Source organism: Pelagimonas varians (assembly GCF_003208435.1).
In the GTDB taxonomy this organism is placed as follows: domain Bacteria; phylum Pseudomonadota; class Alphaproteobacteria; order Rhodobacterales; family Rhodobacteraceae; genus Pelagimonas; species Pelagimonas varians.
Genome location: NZ_QKMF01000023.1, coordinates 23,294 through 41,645, shown reverse-complemented (window position 1 = coordinate 41,645; position 18,352 = coordinate 23,294). Strand labels below are relative to the sequence as shown.

Sequence of the window (18,352 nt, the reverse complement as noted above, 5' to 3'; positions counted from 1 at the left end):
GGTCAACGCGCCCTTTGGCGAAGCCCTGATCAGAGCTGGGCGGCGGTGTCCCGAACGATCTGCCGCCGTGCCGCATTTGGTGGGTGCGAGCCCAAAAATTTATTGCCGGGATCTGGAATGCGGGTGAAAAACTCGGACCCTTTCACCGGATCATACCCGGCGCGCGCAGCGATGATTGTTCCCAGCTCATCTGCCTCCAACTCGTATTCTTTGGAAAACGAACGTGCCCCGATGACTGCCCCCAGCTCCTCAGCTGACTTCACTTCTTCTACATCCGCCCCGCTGATGGCTGCGATGCCGGACATGATAACCGCCCCATAGGTTGCCGTTTCGCGGGTCTTCTCAAGATGGTCCAGAATATGATGTGCCGCTTCATGACCCATGATAAAGGCCAGTTCATCGGCATTTTGTACGGAGGCGATCAGCCCCAGGTTAAACGCGATGATGGGCCGCCCCATACTGTCGACAGTCTGAAAGGCATTGGGCGGTTGGTCCGGGCGATCATCCACAACGATCTGGAAATCGCAATTGAGCCGTGTCGGGGCATTGCGGCATTCACGTTCCGCAACCGGTTCAACGGTTTCAACCACCGACACAAATTGCCGGGCAGCACGGACCGCCTGTTGACGAATAGCCGCGTTTTCTACGCTGTCACCCGTGGCGGGCGGCAGGATCGTTTCTTGCATTGGCACCGATGCGCAGGCAGACAGCAAGATGAAAATGAAAGGCAGCAATCTGGTCATAGTGCGTTCCCATTGAATAGGCCTGACCATAGGGGCGGTTTTGCCTAGGGGCCAGCCCTTGGAAATCACGTTTCAATCTACACAGGGATTTTGTGGTTTCACACCATAGAAAACCGGCTTAGGATTAACTTATGTTCAGCATAGAGCACGAATTTGACGCCACAGTCGTCACCCTTGTCGATGAGGGCGAAAGCCCCCTGCAAGAAGATGTTATTGTCTCGACCTTCGAGGAATGCGTCACGGTCGAGCAATTTGACCCACGCACAGAAGACACCCAGAAAGTAACGCTGTCTATCGCGCAAATGCGGGATTTGATTGCAGCGGTGACATTGCCCGAAGGGGTATATTCCCGAACCGATGATTAATTAACTATGCATCAAGGATGAGAAAAGACTTGTCGCGGGAAGTTTGCCCACGAACAAGCGACAGGCGGGATTTCGGCATGCCCAGCGCTTTTGACAGCAGCTTGACCACAGCGGCGTTGGCTTTTCCGCCTTCTGGCACCGTGGTGACATAAACCCGCAAAGCATCCCCATCGCGTTCGATTGTATTGCGCGACGCTTTGGGCGTGACCCGGACTTGGATCACGGCGTTTGGGGTCGCAAGGTCGCTTAGATCGGGTAATCGCATGGGGTTGGGCTAGCACTTGTTCCACAGCTCGGCAACTTTGCCGGTTGAAACCCTGCGTCAAAGCCCTGACATAAGCAAAGCGACAACAGGAGAGATCATGCCCAGCCCCAACCCCCAAGCGCTTGAGTTTATGCTGACACGCCGGTCTCGTCCGGCCAAAACCTTGCAAGGCCCGGCACCGGATGCAGACCGGCTCAAAGTATTGCTCACTGCTGCCGCGCGAAGCCCGGACCACGGCAAGTTAGAGCCATGGCGCTTTATCGTGCTGCAAGGCAATGCGTTGCAGCGTTTGGCTGCGGCGGTTGGCTCTTGCGGGACCGGCTTGGACAAAACTCCGGACGAGATAACCAAAGCACAGGCCGCATTCTCTGACAGCCCGCTATGCGTCGCAATCGTCGAAAGCCAGAAAGACAGCGCCAAAGTTCCTGCGATAGAGCAAAGCTATTCGAGTGGTGCAGTATGTTTGGCCCTGTTGAACGCTGCTTTGGCTGACGGTTGGGGTGCAAACTGGCTCTCGGGCTGGGCCTCACATGATCGCGGTTTTGTCGAAGGCCAACTGGGGCTGGCTGCCAATGAAAGGGTCGCGGGCTTTATCCATATAGGCACCGAACGGATCGTGCCACCAGAACGCCCCCGTCCAGATTTGGACAGTATCACAACTTGGGTCAGCTCATGATTATCAGTGCCTTTATGTCCGCCCTTGCGCAGATGAGCGATCCGCGCTTTCGATCCGTGCTGCTGCGCGGTGTCGGATTGGCGATTGCCATTTTGTTTGCCATCAGCACGGTTTTCATCTGGGGCGTTGGCCTGTTTGTCGGCGATGCGGTGTCCTTGCCTTGGATTGGCGACGTTCAGTGGCTAGACAACGTGCTCAGCTGGGCCATGGTGCCGCTGATGATGATCTTGTCGGTGTTCTTGATGGTGCCAGTCGCATCGGCCATCACGTCGCTCTATCTGGATGATGTGGCACAGGCCGTGGAAGACCGGCATTACTCGGCGCTTGGCCCAGCCAGCGAGGTCAGCTTTGCTGACGGGCTGCGCGATACCTTTAGCTTTCTCGGTGTTTTGATCTTCGCAAACCTTGTTGCGCTCATCTTTTATGTGATCGTGGCCCCTTTGGCTCCGTTCATCTTTTGGGCGCTAAACGGGTTTTTGCTCGGGCGGGAATATTTCACCTTGGCTGCCATGCGCCGTGTCGGACGTGAAGAGGCCGCAAAACTGCGAAAACGGCACCGCATGACAATCTGGGCTGCCGGCGTGTTGATGGCGATGCCTCTGTCGATCCCCTTGGTGAACCTTCTGATTCCGGTTCTCGGGGCAGCAACCTTTACCCACATTTTTCACAGGCTGAACATGCCGGGGCGCTAAATTGCGCCCCGCCGCGTAGTTGTTTCACCCGCCTCGATTTTCGAAACGGGTCCAGCGAGCGATGTCGTCAACTGTGATTGTCTGGGTAAAGATAATCGCAGCGACACCGCCCCAGATCACTGCCGCAATTGCACATGTGATCCAGGCTTTGCGCTTAAGGTTATGCACCTGCGGGCTGCCCGCGTGGGTACCCGGCACGACCTCGCCCATGTCTCCTTGGGTTTTTAGCCGGATTGGGATCACAACCAAAAAAGTCAAAAACCAGATCACGGCATATAAAACGAGACCAGAGGTGATCCCCATCAGACTTGCTCCAGCTCCACAAGGCAGCCGTTAAAATCTTTGGGGTGCAAGAACAAAACCGGCTTGCCGTGCGCGCCAATTTTCGGCTCGCCTGTGCCCAATACCCGTGCGCCCGTCTCCGTCAGATGGTCACGCGCCGCCAGAATGTCATCCACTTCGTAACAAATGTGATGAATACCGCCTGCTGGGTTTTTGTCCAAAAACCCTTGGATCGGGCTGTTTTCGCCCAGCGGGTACAGCAATTCGATCTTGGTGTTTGGCAGTTCGATGAAAATCACGGTGACACCGTGATCCGGTTCATCTTGGGGTGCCCCAACTTTGGCACCCAAAGCGTTGCGATATTGGTCTGCTGCGGCGTCCAGATCTGGCACGGCAATTGCGACGTGGTTCAAGCGTCCGATCATGTTTCTCTCCAAGTCCTGTCTTTGTCCGCGGTTATGGCGCAATGGCCACGAAAGGGGCAAGCATGTCACGGAATACTGCGGCCTTTAACCGCTTGTTCACCAGCTTCGATGAATCCTGTGTAACGACTCGCACCGTTGGAGGGGACCATGGAAGACGACCTAATGACCGCACATTTACGACCTACCGCCACAAGGCCACTGCTGGGGCTAACTGTCTTGGTGGTAGAAGACAGCCGATTTGCCTGTGATGCCATGCGCTTACTCTGCTTGCGTTCTGGCGCACGCATTCGCAGGGCCGACTGTTTGAAATCAGCGCGCCGCCATTTGCAAGTCTATCGGCCCAGCGCCGTCATAATAGATTTGGGCCTGCCGGATGGCTCAGGTGCAGAACTAATTTCTGAACTATCTGTGACCAGCCCTCGGGTAGAGGTGATTCTCGGCACCAGCGGGGATAGTTTTTCAGAAGAGGTTGCCTTGGCTGCCGGGGCCGACGGATTTCTTGCAAAACCGATTTCCTCGGTTATTGCGTTTCAAAACGCTATCATTTCTGCCCTGCCAATTGAACGGCAACCCAATGGCCCGCGTTTGGTCAGTGATGATCCAGTGTCGCCCGATCCACTGGCCTATCGGGACGACATGGCGCATGCCGCTGACGTTTTGGATGATCGCGAAAATGATCGGTCTTTGACCTATGTCACTCAATTCATCGCAGGTGTGGCGCGCAGCGCTGGCGACGGCGTACTGCAAAAGGCTGCTGAGGCGTTAGCCGACGCGCGTCAATCAGGCCGACCAATGCAGTCCGATTTGGCCCGTGTCGCCGCCTTGGTTCAGGACCGCATGACGGACCGCCTTGCCATGTGACACTCCCTTACAACAAAAGCCCCGGATCAACACCCAGATCAAGCTGGGGAAAGATCTCACGCTCGATTGTGCTGGATTGCAGCCCGAACAGCCCGTGCATCAACCAGCCCGCATAGGCACGCAGATCGCGGGTCGGGGTGAGATCCCTGCCCTGAAAGAGATTTGCGTCAGACAACCCCGGCCAATCAGCATAGACTCGGCCACCTCGAATGGCCCCGCCCGCCAAAATCATTGCGCCGCCGGTGCCATGATCCGTTCCGTTGGTCCCATTTAGCCGTGCCGTTCTGCCAAATTCGGTGACAGCCACGATGGCTGTGTTGTTCCACACTGCCTCCTCAAGCTCGGACTTCAAAGTCAATACAACGTCGGACAATGTTGAAAACGATCTTCCCAATTGTCGGTCTTGCGCGGCATGGGTATCCCAACCGTTTAATGAAAACGAAGCGATCCTTGCATCTTGTTTCAACCGACCGGCCGCAAATTTGGCCAAACGGTTTTCGTAACCTGACTTACGGCTGGCCGCTTGATCCTGCGCGACCATCGACATCATTTCGTCCATACCGCCTTGGACAGCGATCGGGTCACCATCTGCCGTAGCGAGCTTAAATGCTTCGGCCAAGGACGCCGCCATGACCGGATCGTCCTGCATCACCAGTTCAGCCAATCGAATCGCTTGTGGTGTCAACGCTAAGTCCACATCCGGCGACCAGCGATTAACCGGAAAGCTGCCGTCAAGAATCGTCAGCGCATCACCGCCGATGGCATAGGCAGAATCCATATTCATACCGGGCACAGCGCCCATCATTCTATTCAACCAACCGTCACGCGCATTGCCAGTTGCAAGGTCAGCAACGCCAGCTTCCAAAAGATCCTGACCATCAAAGTGACTGCGCTTGTTGCGATAGGGCGTCGAAACGGCATGTACAAACCCAAGTTGACCGTCTTGCCACAACGGTAACAATCCGCGCAGCCCGGGATGCAATGCATAATACCCATCAAGGTCAGAATACCCTTTGGCACCCAATGGAATTTGTCCACGCAGTGCGGCAAAGTCAGGGTCTCCATAGGGGGCAACAGCCGCCATGCCGTCCATCCCGCCCCGCAGGATAATGACCACCAAACGGTTGTTGCCCGGCGCACTGGCAAAGCTGATCGGAGCTAGTGCGGGGCTTGCGGCAAGTGAGCAGCCCAATGCTGTACTTTTGGTCAAAAACGAACGGCGATCCATGACTTACATCCTTTGAAACGCTGGGGAAATCAGCACCAGCCCTACGCCTTCTGCCCGGCTCTCAGCTGCAGAGGCCGCAAATCGCACCGCCTCAGACGCCCGCCCGCCCAAAGCGATGTCCACGAACTCCCGCGGGTCCGGAAGGCGCGGCATTAACAGCTGCGGAACAATAACGGCCCATTGTAGGCGTGCAGCCACGCCCTGCGGGGTCAACCATTCGCCATCGGCTTCCTCAAGTCCATCAGGCCCTGATGGCTTTTGCCAGATATGGCCCATCAAGCGTAAAGGCTCAGAAATACGTTGCCGCATTTCCTTTTCTTGGAACCGCTGGATTGTCTTAGGCGGAATCGCCAAAGCGCGGGCTGCGGATGAGATATATTCGAACGGCTTTTTGACATTGTGTGTGTCTGTCCACCATGCTGCCGGATGCTTTAACAGAGCGCCATATACTTCACTCAGGTTGCCATCACTGTCTCGCCACGTCCGCTCGAGGGCGTCAACCAAAGCTGGGTCTGGTGTGTCCGAAACGAAATGAACCGCAAGCTTGCCAGCCATATGGCGCGCCGTCGCAGGATGCCGCGCAAGATCACGCAACACCTCTTCAATGTCACCAAAATCTGGACGGCTTCCACTATACGATTTGCCGAGTACGGTTTCAGAGCCGGGTTCCGCCATGTTTGTTTTGAATTGTCGGCCCTTGCTTGCCTGACTGGTCAGACCCGTCAATAACTCGGCCAGCTCACGAACGTCGGTTTGTGTATAGGGGCCCGCAACCCCAAGCGTATGCAGTTCCAAAATCTCACGAGCAAGATTTTCGTTCAATCCGAACTTGCCCGGCTTGTTCGTGGCCCGGATTGAATTGGGACCTGTTGAACCAACTTGATCCAAGTAATGCACCACAAGGGGATGCGTAACGGCTGCGATCAACAGGTCTTCGAACGCCCCCGCCATGTTTGGCCTGATCGCACTTTGGACAAATGGGGAAACGGCGCGCCTCAGCAGGCCACCTTTGCCCGCCGCCGTGAAATGATCCGCCCAAAACCCTTCCAGCCGCTCGCGAAACGGGGTCTCGGAATAGGTCCGGCGCAGGATATGTGACCCAAGCCAATCAAAATGATCTTGCCGCGCGGCCTTGTTTAACAATCGGATCTGTTTGCGAAGCTCTTCGCTGTCAGCCCCGTCACTTTGCATCCGTCTTTGCTTTTTCAAAGCTTGGGCGCGAACCAAACGCTTGCTAAACTCCTGAAACGACGGAATTCGGAACCATTCTGACATTTTGTCAGCGCCAACCAAACCATCCAACATTTCGTCCACACTGGAAGGCGGGTCAATTTTCGGTGACAGACCGCAGCCAAATCGAATTTCAGCCGTTATCGGATCAAATGTCATATCAAGCCCGCCGCTATGTCGCCTTGACTCAATATAGAAAAAAGCCGGCGCATTTGCACCGGCCTTTAAAACTAACTAGCGATAGTTTGCTGTTAATCCTGCGGAATGACGCGCAGGCCCAATTCCATCATTTGGTCTGACATCGGATCAGATGGTGCATTCATCATCAAGTCTTCGGCGCGCTGGTTCATTGGGAACATCACGACTTCGCGGATGTTCTGCTGATCAGCCAGAAGCATAACGATGCGGTCGATACCAGCAGCGCAGCCACCGTGCGGCGGAGCGCCGTATTGGAACGCGTTGACCAAAGCCCCAAAACGCTTTTCGACCTCATCTTTGCCGTAGCCCGCGATTTCAAAGGCTTTGAACATGATCTCGGGCTTGTGGTTCCGAATTGCGCCGGACAGCAATTCATAGCCGTTGCAGGCCAGATCATATTGATAGCCAAGCACGTCAAGCGGGTTGCCTTCCAACGCTTCGGCACCACCTTGTGGCATCGAAAACGGGTTGTGCTCAAAGTCGATTTTTCCGGTTTCTTCGTCTTGTTCGTAAATTGGGAAATCAACGATCCATGCGAATGCGAAACGGTTTTTGTCGGTCAGCCCAAGCTCTTCGCCGATCACATCACGAGCACGGCCCGCGATTTTCTCAAAGGCTTTTGGCTTGCCACCAAGGAAGAAGGCCGCATCACCGACGGTCAAACCCAGCTGTTGGCGAATTGCTTCGGTACGCTCCGGGCCGATGTTCTTCGCAAGCGGGCCAGCAGCTTCCATACCAACTTCGACTTCGCCGGCTTTCATCTTAGCCTGCGCTTCTTTGACCGTGATACCCAGCTCTTGGGCAACGGAATCCGCGGTCTTGTCGCGCCAGAAGATGTAGCCCATGCCCGGCAAACCTTCGCCTTGGGCGAACTTGTTCATCCGGTCACAGAATTTACGTCCGCCGCCCGTGGGGGCCGGAATCGCACGCACTTCGGTGCCGTCTTGTTCCAGAAGTTTCGCAAAGATCGCAAAACCGGAACCACGGAAATGTTCCGAGCAATCTTGCATCTTGATCGGGTTACGCAGGTCGGGCTTGTCGCTGCCGTACCACTTCGCAGCATCGCGATAGGAAATCTGCGGCCAGTCTGCGGCTGCATCAACGTTTTTACCTTCGCCAAACTCCTCGAACACACCTGCCAGAACCGGCGCGATGGTGTCAAAGATGTCTTGCTGCTCAACAAAGCTCATCTCCAGGTCGAGCTGGTAGAAGTCCGTGGGCGACCGGTCTGCGCGTGGGTCTTCGTCGCGGAAACATGGTGCAATCTGGAAATACTTGTCAAAACCAGACACCATGATCAGCTGTTTGAATTGCTGAGGCGCCTGCGGCAACGCATAGAATTTACCCGGATGCAAACGCGATGGCACCAGAAAGTCGCGCGCGCCTTCGGGCGACGACGCTGTGATGATCGGCGTCTGGAATTCGCGAAAGTTCAGATCCCACATCCGCTTGCGCATGCTGGAAACAACGTCAGACCGCAGGGTCATCGCCTTTTGCATCACTTCACGGCGCAGATCGAGATAGCGGTGACGCAAACGCGTTTCTTCGGGATACTCTTGATCGCCAAAAACCATCAACGGCAGCTCGGCGGCTGCACTCAAGACTTCCAACTCACGGGCAAACACTTCGATAGCGCCTGTGGGCAGGTTCGGGTTCACAAGGCTTTCGTCGCGCGCAAGCACATTGCCATCAACGCGGATACACCATTCGGACCGCACCTTTTCCAGATCCGCAAAGGCAGGGCTGTCAGCGTCCGCAATGACCTGAGTGATACCGTAATGATCGCGCAAATCGATAAACAGCACACCGCCGTGATCACGGATGCGATGCACCCAGCCCGAAAGGCGAACGGTATCGCCCACATTGTCCTTGGTCAGTTGGGCGCAGGTGTGGCTCCGGTAGGCGTGCATGGTTTACCCCTTATGCATAGGCATTCGTTCATGCGCGGGTACACATTGCGACGCGCATGAAGTCAAGGGAAGGGTCGCTTTTTGCACAAAAATGCAGGTGGCCAGCGGAAAAGAGCCGTCAAAAACCGGATTCGCGGCCTCAAACCAAACGGAAATCGCCTGCCAAAAGGATAGCTACACTTTCGGGGCTTGAACCCGTTCGCCCCATGTCTATAACCCACGACAATTTGCGAGCCGCAGCTTCTCTGAGTCTGTGGCCTGTACTCATGCTTTCACACGAGGTCCGTCATGCCCAAAAGAACCGATATCAACTCCATCATGATCATCGGAGCCGGGCCCATCGTGATTGGGCAGGCCTGCGAGTTCGACTACTCCGGCGCACAGGCTTGTAAGGCGCTGCGCGAAGAAGGTTACCGGGTCATTCTGGTGAACTCGAACCCGGCGACAATCATGACCGATCCGAACATGGCGGATGCAACATATATTGAGCCAATCACCCCCGAGGTCGTTGCCAAGATCATCGAAAAAGAACGCCCCGATGCGCTGTTGCCAACCATGGGTGGCCAGACCGGTCTGAACACCTCTCTCGCGCTGGAAGAGATGGGCGTTTTGGAGAAATTCAACGTCGAGATGATTGGCGCGACCCGCGATGCCATTGAAATGGCAGAAGATCGCAAACTGTTCCGTGAAGCGATGGACCGTTTGGGTATTGAAAACCCCAAGGCGACAATCGTTACAGCCCCTAAATTTGCTGACGGCAAGGCTGACCTCGACACCGGTGTTCAACTGGCGCTGGAAGACCTTGAGACAATCGGATTGCCCGCGATCATTCGTCCGGCCTTTACCATGGGCGGCACCGGCGGCGGCGTGGCCTACAACCGCGAAGACTACATCCACTTTTGCCGGTCCGGCATGGACGCATCTCCGGTGAACCAGATCCTTGTGGACGAAAGCCTGCTGGGGTGGAAAGAATTCGAGATGGAGGTTGTGCGCGACAAAGCCGACAACGCCATCATCGTGTGTGCAATTGAAAATATCGACCCGATGGGCGTGCACACAGGCGATTCGATCACTGTTGCCCCAGCCCTCACGCTGACTGATAAAGAATATCAGATCATGCGGACCCACAGCATCAACGTATTGCGTGAAATCGGCGTCGAAACCGGCGGTTCCAACGTACAGTGGGCTGTGAACCCCGACGATGGCCGGATGGTTGTCATCGAAATGAACCCACGTGTATCGCGTTCCTCCGCGCTGGCCTCAAAGGCAACCGGTTTCCCGATCGCCAAGATCGCGGCCAAACTGGCGGTTGGTTACACGCTGGACGAGTTGGACAATGACATCACCAAAGTCACGCCAGCCTCGTTTGAACCCAGCATCGATTATGTCGTAACCAAAATCCCGAAATTCGCGTTTGAAAAATTCCCCGGCTCCAAGCCCTATCTGACAACCGCGATGAAATCTGTAGGCGAGACAATGGCCATCGGCCGTACGATCCACGAAAGCCTGCAAAAAGCGCTGGCATCAATGGAATCTGGCCTGACGGGCTTTGATGAGGTCGAAATCGCAGGCGCCCCCGAAAAGGCTGCTGTTGTCAAAGCTATAGGCGAGCAAACCCCGGACCGGATGCGCACCATTGCGCAGGCCATGCGCCACGGGTTGACCAATGACGAAATCAACACCGTCACCGCTTTTGACCCATGGTTCCTTGATCGTATCCGCGAAATTGTGGACGCAGAAGAGCAGGTTAAGGCAGATGGCTTGCCTAACGACGAAGCAGGCTTGCGTCATCTTAAAATGATGGGCTTTAGCGATGCACGTCTGGCCATGCTGACCGGTTTCAGCGAAAAAGACATCCGTACCAAACGGATCAATGCCGGCGTCACGGCTGTGTTCAAACGGATCGACACCTGCGCGGCCGAATTTGAAGCGCAAACACCCTATATGTATTCCACCTACGAACAGCCGATGATGGGTGAAGTGGAATGCGAAGCACGGCCTTCCGACCGCAAAAAGGTGGTAGTCTTGGGGGGTGGTCCAAACCGGATCGGCCAAGGGATCGAGTTTGATTACTGCTGCTGTCACGCGTGTTACGCATTGTCGGATGCAGGTTATGAAACCATCATGATCAATTGTAACCCTGAAACGGTTTCAACCGACTATGACACGTCTGACCGGCTGTATTTTGAGCCTCTCACATTTGAAACCGTCATGGAAATTTTGCGGGTAGAACAGGAAAACGGCACGCTTCACGGCGTGATTGTCCAGTTTGGCGGCCAGACTCCGCTGAAATTGGCCAATGCGCTGGAATCCGAAGGCATCCCCATTCTGGGCACCACACCGGACGCCATTGACCTTGCCGAAGACCGCGAGCGTTTTCAGGCTCTGGTCAATCAGTTGAGCCTCAAGCAGCCCCATAACGGTATCGCATCGACTGACGCGCAGGCCATGGCCATCGCCGAAGATATCGGCTTCCCCCTCGTGATCCGCCCGTCTTATGTGCTGGGCGGCCGTGCGATGGAAATCGTGCGCGATATGGCGCAGCTGGAACGCTACATCGCCGAGGCGGTGGTGGTTTCAGGTGACAGCCCGGTTTTGCTTGATAGCTATCTGTCCGGCGCTGTTGAGCTGGACGTGGATGCGATGTGTGACGGCACCGATGTGCATGTCGCCGGCATCATGCAACATATCGAAGAGGCTGGTGTGCACTCGGGCGACAGCGCCTGTTCATTGCCACCCTATTCGCTGTCAGACGAGATTTTGACAGAAGTGAAACGCCAAACAGTCGCGCTTGCGATGGCGTTGAATGTTGTCGGCTTGATGAACATCCAGTTTGCCGTCAAGGACAATGAAATCTACCTGATCGAAGTGAACCCGCGCGCATCGCGGACTGTTCCCTTTGTCGCAAAAGCGACTGACAGTGCGATTGCTTCGATCGCGGCGCGCGTCATGGCGGGTGAAAAGCTTTCGGCCTTCCCACTGCGTGAGCCATATCCCGAAAACGCCGACTACGATACAGATCTGCCTCTGGCAGATCCGATGACACTGGCAGATCCGAACGTGCCATGGTTCTCGGTCAAAGAAGCCGTTTTGCCCTTTGCGCGCTTCCCCGGTGTTGACACAATCCTTGGCCCGGAAATGCGCTCGACTGGTGAAGTCATGGGGTGGGATCGCTCCTTCCCCCGCGCCTTCCTGAAGGCGCAAATGGGCGCGGGAACGATGCTCCCTGAATCCGGAGCAGTCTTCTTTTCGATCAAGGATGACGACAAAACGCCCCAACTGGTTGAGGCCGCGCAGGTTCTGACCGAGCTTGGGTTCAAAATCGTTGCGACCTCTGGCACGGCAGCATTTTTGGGCAGCCATGGCATTGAATGCACCGTCACCAAGAAAGTCTATGAAGGACGTCCCAACATCGTTGATCTGATGAAGGATGGCGGCATTCAGCTGGTGATGAACACCACCGAGGGCAACGCGTCTGTGTCTGACAGTCGCGAAATTCGCTCGGTCGCGCTGTATGACAAAATCCCGTATTTCACGACAGGGGCCGGTGCCCACGCAGCAGCCCTCGCTATGAAGGCCCGCGAAGAGGGTGAGCTGGTCGTAAAATCTCTCCAAGCCTAAGCCTGTCAAAAGAACAAAAAAGGGAGCCGTTCAGGCTCCCTTTTGCGTTTCATGTTCGTGGCGACGCTCAGCTAACCAATCAGGCCAGTCACGGGCCACATGACATATTGAAGGGCGCAAAGGCTGTGATGCCTGTGCGCCCTCAACCATAGTCAAAAGACTTAGGAGAACAGCATGCCGCCATTGATGTCGACATTGGTGCCGGTCAAGAAGGCTGCGCCATCCGACGCCAAATAGACCACCAAGTTCGCAACATCGTCGGAAACACCCTCACGCTTCAGCGGCGTGATATTGGCGACATGTGTGCGCACTTCGGGTTTGGTAAAGATGTTGTGGAAATCGGTATCGATCATGCCGGGGCACACGCCGTTAACACGGATGTCCGGACCCAGTTCTTTGGCCAAACCCCGTGTCAGGGTCATAACGGCACCTTTGGAAGCGCCATAAGCCGACGCACCGGGGCCACCGCCATCACGGCCAGCCTGTGAGGCCAACGCAACGATTGAGCTGCCAGCAGGCATATGCGGAATGCATTCGCGCACGGCCAGCATGTAGGATGTGAGGTTCACATCCATAACGGCAGTCCAATGTTCCATGGTCATATCCGCCATAGATACACGTGCAAGAATACCACCGGTCACATGAACCAATGTATCGACTTTCCCATATTTCTCGACAGCTGCTGCAACCAGTGCTTTCACGTCGGCTTCTTTGGTCATGTCACCTTGCATGGCGATGGCGCTGCCACCCGCTGCAATGATTTCAGCAACTGCTGACTCTGCGCCTTCGCTGCTGGAGTGATAGTTGATAACCACATTGGCGCCTTGCGCGGCCAGCCCCATAACACATGCGCGGCCAATATCGCGCCCGCCGCCTGTTACAATCGCGGTTTTGCCTTCAAAACTCATAGGTCTTCTCCTGTTAATGCATACCGCCCGCGAGTTTCTAAATGCGGGCGGCAAGTTACGTGTCCAGCGACGATAGGTGCCGCTGAAAATTATGCTTTGGCGAGTTTTTCCACCACAACTTTGAAGCTGTTCTCATCGGCATCGGTGAAATACAGGTCGCAGTCATAGCCTTGGTCATCAAGGAAATGGAAAATCCGTTTCGGATCGGTTGTGCTATATGGCACCAACAACGTCGCGATCCGATGGCGTTTTGCCTTGGGATAGCTGGCGGTCATGCAGGTACTAATTGGCAGACCCTCAACTTCCTTCATATCGACCCCTGGAAAGCCTGTTTCCTGACTGATCTCAGGCTTGCCAGCCTCTGACCAAAGGACTTCGCCATAAAACCCGGCCTTGTCGCCGGTGTACCGGAACGAACCCTTGCCCAACTGGAAGGGGCCGTTGGCATGGATACGGAAATCAATGGTAACCGGCTCATCCGCATCAATTGTGTCAACGATCACGAAATAGCTGTTGTTGACGAAATATATCTCGCGGTGGACCCGCGTCACCTCGGGGGATAGCGACTGATACGCCGCCGTTGCATCGCCCTTGATGTAGATGTGATCGTCACGTTCTTCGGCAGCCAGAACCTGCCCCGTCGATTGCATCTGCTTGGCTTTGTCGCGATCTGCGTATTGGCCTTTGCCATTGATCAAAATAGCGTTTTTCGAGATCGTCTGACGGCGCCATTTCTGGTGCATGGAACTGTTGAACGCCACGTAGTGACCGGATTGAATGGCAAGATCTTCGCCGTAGGCTGCCAAACAGAACGCGTTCTGATCGCCGTGACTGTGACTGATCGATCCAAAGGAGGACGCTTTGAATACAAACTGGAGATGCTCTTCCGGCACGTCCATTTTGCTTTGGATTGCAACCCATCCGATCCCCTTGAACCAACGCAGGCGATCATCGGCGGCGGGTGCTTTGGCTTCCACGATGGGCCATTGCTGACGGTACAGCATTTCGTCAAAGTTGAAGTCCCACCAACCCCAATTGTAAAACGCCATTTCGGTACCGGGATCATTGCGTTTGATCTCGTCATAATACCATTGATAGGCGCCATTCCCGGTCACACCAGCGTATTGGCGCAGATTGTAGCCGATTTTGAGGCAGGGCAGATCGCCCATGGTGCTATCATCGCCAAAGGTGGCACGGCGGGTGTCTGGCGCTTTGGTATAAAGCGGCATGTCACCGGTTTTTTGGAAGAACGGCCGCTCGTACAGATCAAAACCGGTAAAGGCCTTGAGCAGGTTTGCAGCATCGATCAGATAGGCCTGACCTGTCATCCAGTAGTGCGGGCCTTCGGCCCATCCGCCTTGATCATCGCCCCAAGGGGTGTAGACCGTGGATAGGAATTCGATGGAATAATCCAGCCATTCACGGGCCTCTGGCTCTTCGTCCAGCATCGCAATGCAGCATGGAACCAGAACCGCCGACACGGCGCGAACCGCATGGCTGTCATAGGGGAACAGGTGAATATTGGCGTGGTCGATGATGTGCTCTGCGATCTCGCGGGTGCGGATCAATAGCGCCGTGCGCACCTTGGTGCGTTCTTCGTCGCTCAGCTCATTATACAGCCAGTCGTAGCCCCAGCCGAGCGCCAGTGTAACACGGAACGCCCATTCGTCTGTGTAGGCGCGCGACGTGGTGCCGGCAGGGTCCCAATCCGCAGCGGCCAACAACCATTCCTTGGCACGGTCCAGCATTGCGCTGTCTTCCAAAACCTGACCGGCAACGGCCAAGTGGCGGATTGCATACATCAGTTCCTGACAATCGATATAGGTTTGGCGCCAAACCGGGGGCGTCCGCTGGTGGTTTTCATAGCCAACAGGTTCATCCATCACCGGACGGTCCATCCAAGGCGCAGCGGATTTCTCGAAAAATGTTGACCACGCACAATGGTCTGCATCCTTCGCAAGATCTTTTTTAAAGGCCGCTAGCTCTTTGGGGCCAAGCCACAGACGCGGGTGGGCCATGTCTGATTTGGCGTAGCGAGCACCCCGCCCAGCCAGCGGCACCTCAGTTGCCCCTTCGGCAATACTAAAGCTTCGGTTCTTGCTCCACTCGGTGGCGGGACCTTTGGCTTTGGCATCCCAAACGGCATAGGACCAAACGTATTCGCCCGGCTCAAACACCACGTCAGGGGTCAAAAAATTCAATGGGAGATCGGAAAACACATGAGCATCCGTATAGCTGTCATCGCGGGCAACGCGCAGCACATAGGTTGCTTCTTCCTCGACAACGGGCAACCACATGAAACGCGGAGGGTTTTCTGCCATCACAACGCCGTCAACGGGCGCATATTGAATGTTCAGGCGTCCGGCGCGGGGCTGGTCCAGATAGTTTTCACTCGCTGACATCGAGGAGTCTTCCTTTGGTAAAGCAATAGATGTGCCGCCCAAATCGTATGGGCGGCACGATTTTGGATCAGTTATTTGTACTGACGGTCGTAAGCGGCTTGCATCACTTCAAGAACCTGGCTGTAGCCACGCTTTTCAAGCTGCTCTTGATACTCGGCCCATTCGGCTTCTACTTCGCCTGTGCCCAGGATCCAGGCCTGCTGGCGCTCAAGCATATAAGTACGCAGCTGTGCGTTGTACTTGTCATAGACCTTCTGTTCGTCGGCGTTCAAAGACACACCCAAGAACTGATCGATCAGATAATCGCCTTCGTCATAAAGCGCGATACCTTCGAGAGCGAACTCGTTCGACCACTGCTTTTCATACTCATAGTCTTGGAAATAACCACGGGCATGAAGCTGTGCGCCGATCTGGTACAACTGCGAGTTTACAGGACCGCCATCAAGGAACGCCTGAGTGAACTGTGGTTCACCGTCGACCAGCTCGTACTGTTCACCTTCAACACCAAAGTTGACCAGATCGCGACCTTCAGGGGAGAACCAGAAGTCAAAGTACTTGATCGTTTCAACAGGGTGCTTGTTGGTGCCGCCCATTGCCCATCCATCGGGCTTGAACGGAATACGGCGGTGTTCTTCGATACGCTTGCCTGAAATCGAGGCCGGCGGTGCCATCGCTTTGAACGAGAAGCCATCGATGTCGGCGGACAGACGGTTATAACCGGATGTCGATGCGAACCAATCGTGTGTCATGCCGCCCATGTTTTCGGACAACAAGAATTCACGCGAGGACGAGCCACGCGTAAAGATTTCTGCGTCGATCAGACCTTCGGCGTACCACTGTGCGAGGTTCTTGATACCTTCACGATAGCCCTCACCAGCATAGGGATGGGCAAGCATGCCATCGGTGACATAGTAATCGTGATACGTGTCAGACCCGGAAGACCGGCCATCCCACAAAGTTACCAAGCGGATCAGCTCTTCCCACTGGCGAGCAAAGTAAGGAACTTCGTCCTTTTCGCCGTTGCCGTTTGGATCGCCGTCACGGAACGCTTCCAGAACTGTTTTCAGCTCGTCCACAGTGTTCGGAATTTCAAGACCCAGCTTTTCAACCCAGTCATAGCGGATGAAATAGGCGCGGCCGTATTTGCCATCGGGCAGATACGGAATGTAGTACATGTTGCCATCCGACGACGTGATCGCAGACTTAACGTCAGGGTGCGAGTCGAAGTAGGCCTTCATGTGTGGCGCGTGCTCTTCGATCAGATCATTGAGCGGTGTGAACGCACCTTGTGGACCGTACTGGTTTACAACGTCGCGGATGCGCGATGTACCGATGACATCCGGCAACTGACCAGAAGCCAGCAGCAGGTTGATGGCTTCGTCACTCTGCGGTGTGTTCGAGCCGAAGGTTTTGTTGATGAGGTGGATGTTGGTCATCTCACGCGCTGCTTGCTCAACAGGCCAGCTTTCGTCGTAGCTGGTATAGCGCTTGTGGTGCATGTGGATGGTCAGCTCTAGCGGCTCGTCCACAATCTTGGAACCATGGCCATCGGCCAGTACCGGTGTTGTCATCATGGTCGATGCCAGCGCCAGCGCGGTTATCGTGAGTTTCTTCATGGTAGTCCTCCCTTGAACTTTGATATCGTTGGTATTCTTTCCCAAAGTCATTCTTTCACGCCTCCCAAAAGGATGCCTTTGTTGAAGTACTTCTGAACAAACGGATAGATGATCAGAACTGGTATGATCGAACAGACAATGATGGCTGCTGTGACTGTTTCGACCGAATAGGGTGCCGTCAGCAAAGTCGCGGCGAACTCTTCGTCATCGGACAGGGTCGCGATGATTTGACGGAGATAGACCTGCAGCGGAATTTTGCTTTCGTCTTGCAGCAACACCATCGCCCAGAAAAACCCGTTCCAGCGCGCCACGATGCAGAACAATGTGACTGTTGCGATGGCCGGTTTCGAAAGGGGCACAAAGACCTTCCACAACACCTGAAACTCATTTGCGCCATCCATACGCGCCGCTTCTTCGAAGGACGCCGGAATGCTTTCGAAAAAGTTTCGCAGCAAGATGATGTTAAAGGCGTTACAGGCAAAACCGATAATCAGGCCAAAGTAGCTGTCCATCAAACCCAGATCGCGCATGTTCAAGAAGAACGGGATCATGCCGGCGTTGAACCACATGGTGAATGCAACGACGAGGTTCCAAAACCGACGCCCGATCAATTGCGGACGAGATAGAGCATAGGCACCGGGAATGATGATAATCAAACTCGTGATCGTGCCGCCGATCGTATAGATGAACGTGTTCAGGTAGGACCGCCAGAACGCGGGTTCTGACAGAACACGCTCATAGGCCGCTAGGGTCATATCGATGGGTGTTAGCACCACCTTGCCTGCGGTTGCGGCAAAGCCGGAACTGAAGGACACAGCTGCGATATAGATGAAAGGATACAGGGTTGAGAGGGCAAAGATCCCGATCAGCACCATATTTGCGACAACGAACAATTTGTCGCCACGTGAATAGAGGTTCATGTTTGTCATA

The 18,352-nt window shown here is 55.0% G+C and carries 16 protein-coding genes; 5 read left to right on the top strand and 11 right to left on the bottom strand.

Going from position 1 to position 18,352, the window contains the following annotated elements:
• Positions 1–29 precede the first annotated feature (29 nt).
• Positions 30–743, bottom strand: coding sequence for a M48 family metallopeptidase (locus tag C8N36_RS21495; RefSeq protein WP_097806830.1), 714 nt, complete (start codon positions 741–743; stop codon positions 30–32).
• 131 nt (positions 744–874) lie between these two features.
• On the opposite strand from C8N36_RS21495, the gene C8N36_RS21490 reads away from it, so the two are divergent.
• Positions 875–1,108 (top strand): hypothetical protein, encoded by a 234-nt coding sequence (locus C8N36_RS21490; protein WP_097806831.1) that lies wholly within the window; start codon positions 875–877, stop codon positions 1,106–1,108.
• A 4-nt stretch (positions 1,109–1,112) separates the two neighbouring features.
• Here C8N36_RS21490 and C8N36_RS21485 read toward each other — a convergent pair whose 3' ends face one another.
• Positions 1,113–1,373 (bottom strand): DUF167 domain-containing protein, encoded by a 261-nt coding sequence (locus C8N36_RS21485; protein WP_097806832.1) that lies wholly within the window; start codon positions 1,371–1,373, stop codon positions 1,113–1,115.
• 97 nt (positions 1,374–1,470) lie between these two features.
• On the opposite strand from C8N36_RS21485, the gene C8N36_RS21480 reads away from it, so the two are divergent.
• Positions 1,471–2,049 carry a nitroreductase family protein gene (locus tag C8N36_RS21480; RefSeq protein ID WP_097806864.1) on the top strand — a complete coding sequence of 193 codons (579 nt, stop codon included), beginning with the start codon at positions 1,471–1,473 and terminating at the stop codon, positions 2,047–2,049.
• Positions 2,046–2,741, top strand: a complete 696-nt coding sequence (locus tag C8N36_RS21475) for an EI24 domain-containing protein (RefSeq protein WP_097806833.1) — start codon at positions 2,046–2,048, stop codon at positions 2,739–2,741. Before C8N36_RS21480 ends, C8N36_RS21475 begins: the two co-directional genes overlap by 4 nt.
• 24 nt (positions 2,742–2,765) lie before the next feature.
• Here C8N36_RS21475 and C8N36_RS21470 read toward each other — a convergent pair whose 3' ends face one another.
• Positions 2,766–3,044 (bottom strand): DUF1467 family protein, encoded by a 279-nt coding sequence (locus tag C8N36_RS21470; RefSeq protein WP_097806834.1) that lies wholly within the window; start codon positions 3,042–3,044, stop codon positions 2,766–2,768.
• Positions 3,044–3,448: a methylmalonyl-CoA epimerase gene (gene mce / locus C8N36_RS21465; protein WP_097806835.1), complete on the bottom strand. Its 405-nt coding sequence runs from the start codon at positions 3,446–3,448 to the stop codon at positions 3,044–3,046. The genes C8N36_RS21470 and mce overlap by 1 nt, the downstream gene beginning before the upstream one ends.
• A 147-nt stretch (positions 3,449–3,595) precedes the next feature.
• Here mce and C8N36_RS21460 point away from each other — a divergent pair, with 147 nt between their 5' ends.
• A complete protein-coding gene (locus C8N36_RS21460) occupies positions 3,596–4,309 on the top strand; it encodes a response regulator (RefSeq protein ID WP_097806836.1) in 714 nt (237 codons plus the stop codon).
• 7 nt (positions 4,310–4,316) lie between these two features.
• On the opposite strand, the gene C8N36_RS21455 is transcribed toward C8N36_RS21460, so the two are convergent.
• From C8N36_RS21455 to aspS, 3 genes are all read right to left on the bottom strand, one after another.
• A complete protein-coding gene (locus C8N36_RS21455) occupies positions 4,317–5,537 on the bottom strand; it encodes a DUF1501 domain-containing protein (RefSeq protein WP_097806837.1) in 1,221 nt (406 codons plus the stop codon).
• A gap of 3 nt (positions 5,538–5,540) precedes the next feature.
• Positions 5,541–6,926 carry a DUF1800 domain-containing protein gene (locus C8N36_RS21450; RefSeq protein ID WP_097806838.1) on the bottom strand — a complete coding sequence of 462 codons (1,386 nt, stop codon included), beginning with the start codon at positions 6,924–6,926 and terminating at the stop codon, positions 5,541–5,543.
• Positions 6,927–7,018: 92 nt separating this feature from the next.
• Entirely contained in the window at positions 7,019–8,875 is a 1,857-nt protein-coding gene (aspS, locus tag C8N36_RS21445; RefSeq protein ID WP_097806839.1) for an aspartate--tRNA ligase, read from the bottom strand.
• Between the two features lie 288 nt (positions 8,876–9,163).
• Here aspS and carB point away from each other — a divergent pair, with 288 nt between their 5' ends.
• Positions 9,164–12,496, top strand: coding sequence for a carbamoyl-phosphate synthase large subunit (gene carB / locus C8N36_RS21440; protein ID WP_097806840.1), 3,333 nt, complete (start codon positions 9,164–9,166; stop codon positions 12,494–12,496).
• Between the two features lie 161 nt (positions 12,497–12,657).
• Here the strand turns inward: carB and C8N36_RS21435 are convergent, their stop codons facing one another.
• The 4 genes from C8N36_RS21435 to C8N36_RS21420 all read right to left on the bottom strand — a co-directional run bounded on the left by C8N36_RS21435 (position 12,658) and on the right by C8N36_RS21420 (position 18,351).
• A complete protein-coding gene (locus tag C8N36_RS21435) occupies positions 12,658–13,404 on the bottom strand; it encodes an SDR family NAD(P)-dependent oxidoreductase (RefSeq protein WP_097806841.1) in 747 nt (248 codons plus the stop codon).
• An 89-nt stretch (positions 13,405–13,493) separates the two neighbouring features.
• Positions 13,494–15,806: a DUF4962 domain-containing protein gene (locus C8N36_RS21430; RefSeq protein ID WP_097806842.1), complete on the bottom strand. Its 2,313-nt coding sequence runs from the start codon at positions 15,804–15,806 to the stop codon at positions 13,494–13,496.
• Positions 15,807–15,877: 71 nt separating this feature from the next.
• On the bottom strand, positions 15,878–17,422 hold the full coding sequence (locus C8N36_RS21425) for an extracellular solute-binding protein (RefSeq protein WP_097806865.1): 1,545 nt from the start codon (positions 17,420–17,422) through the stop codon (positions 15,878–15,880).
• Positions 17,423–17,469: 47 nt separating this feature from the next.
• Entirely contained in the window at positions 17,470–18,351 is an 882-nt protein-coding gene (locus tag C8N36_RS21420; RefSeq protein WP_097806843.1) for a carbohydrate ABC transporter permease, read from the bottom strand.
• Position 18,352: the final 1 nt, after the last annotated feature.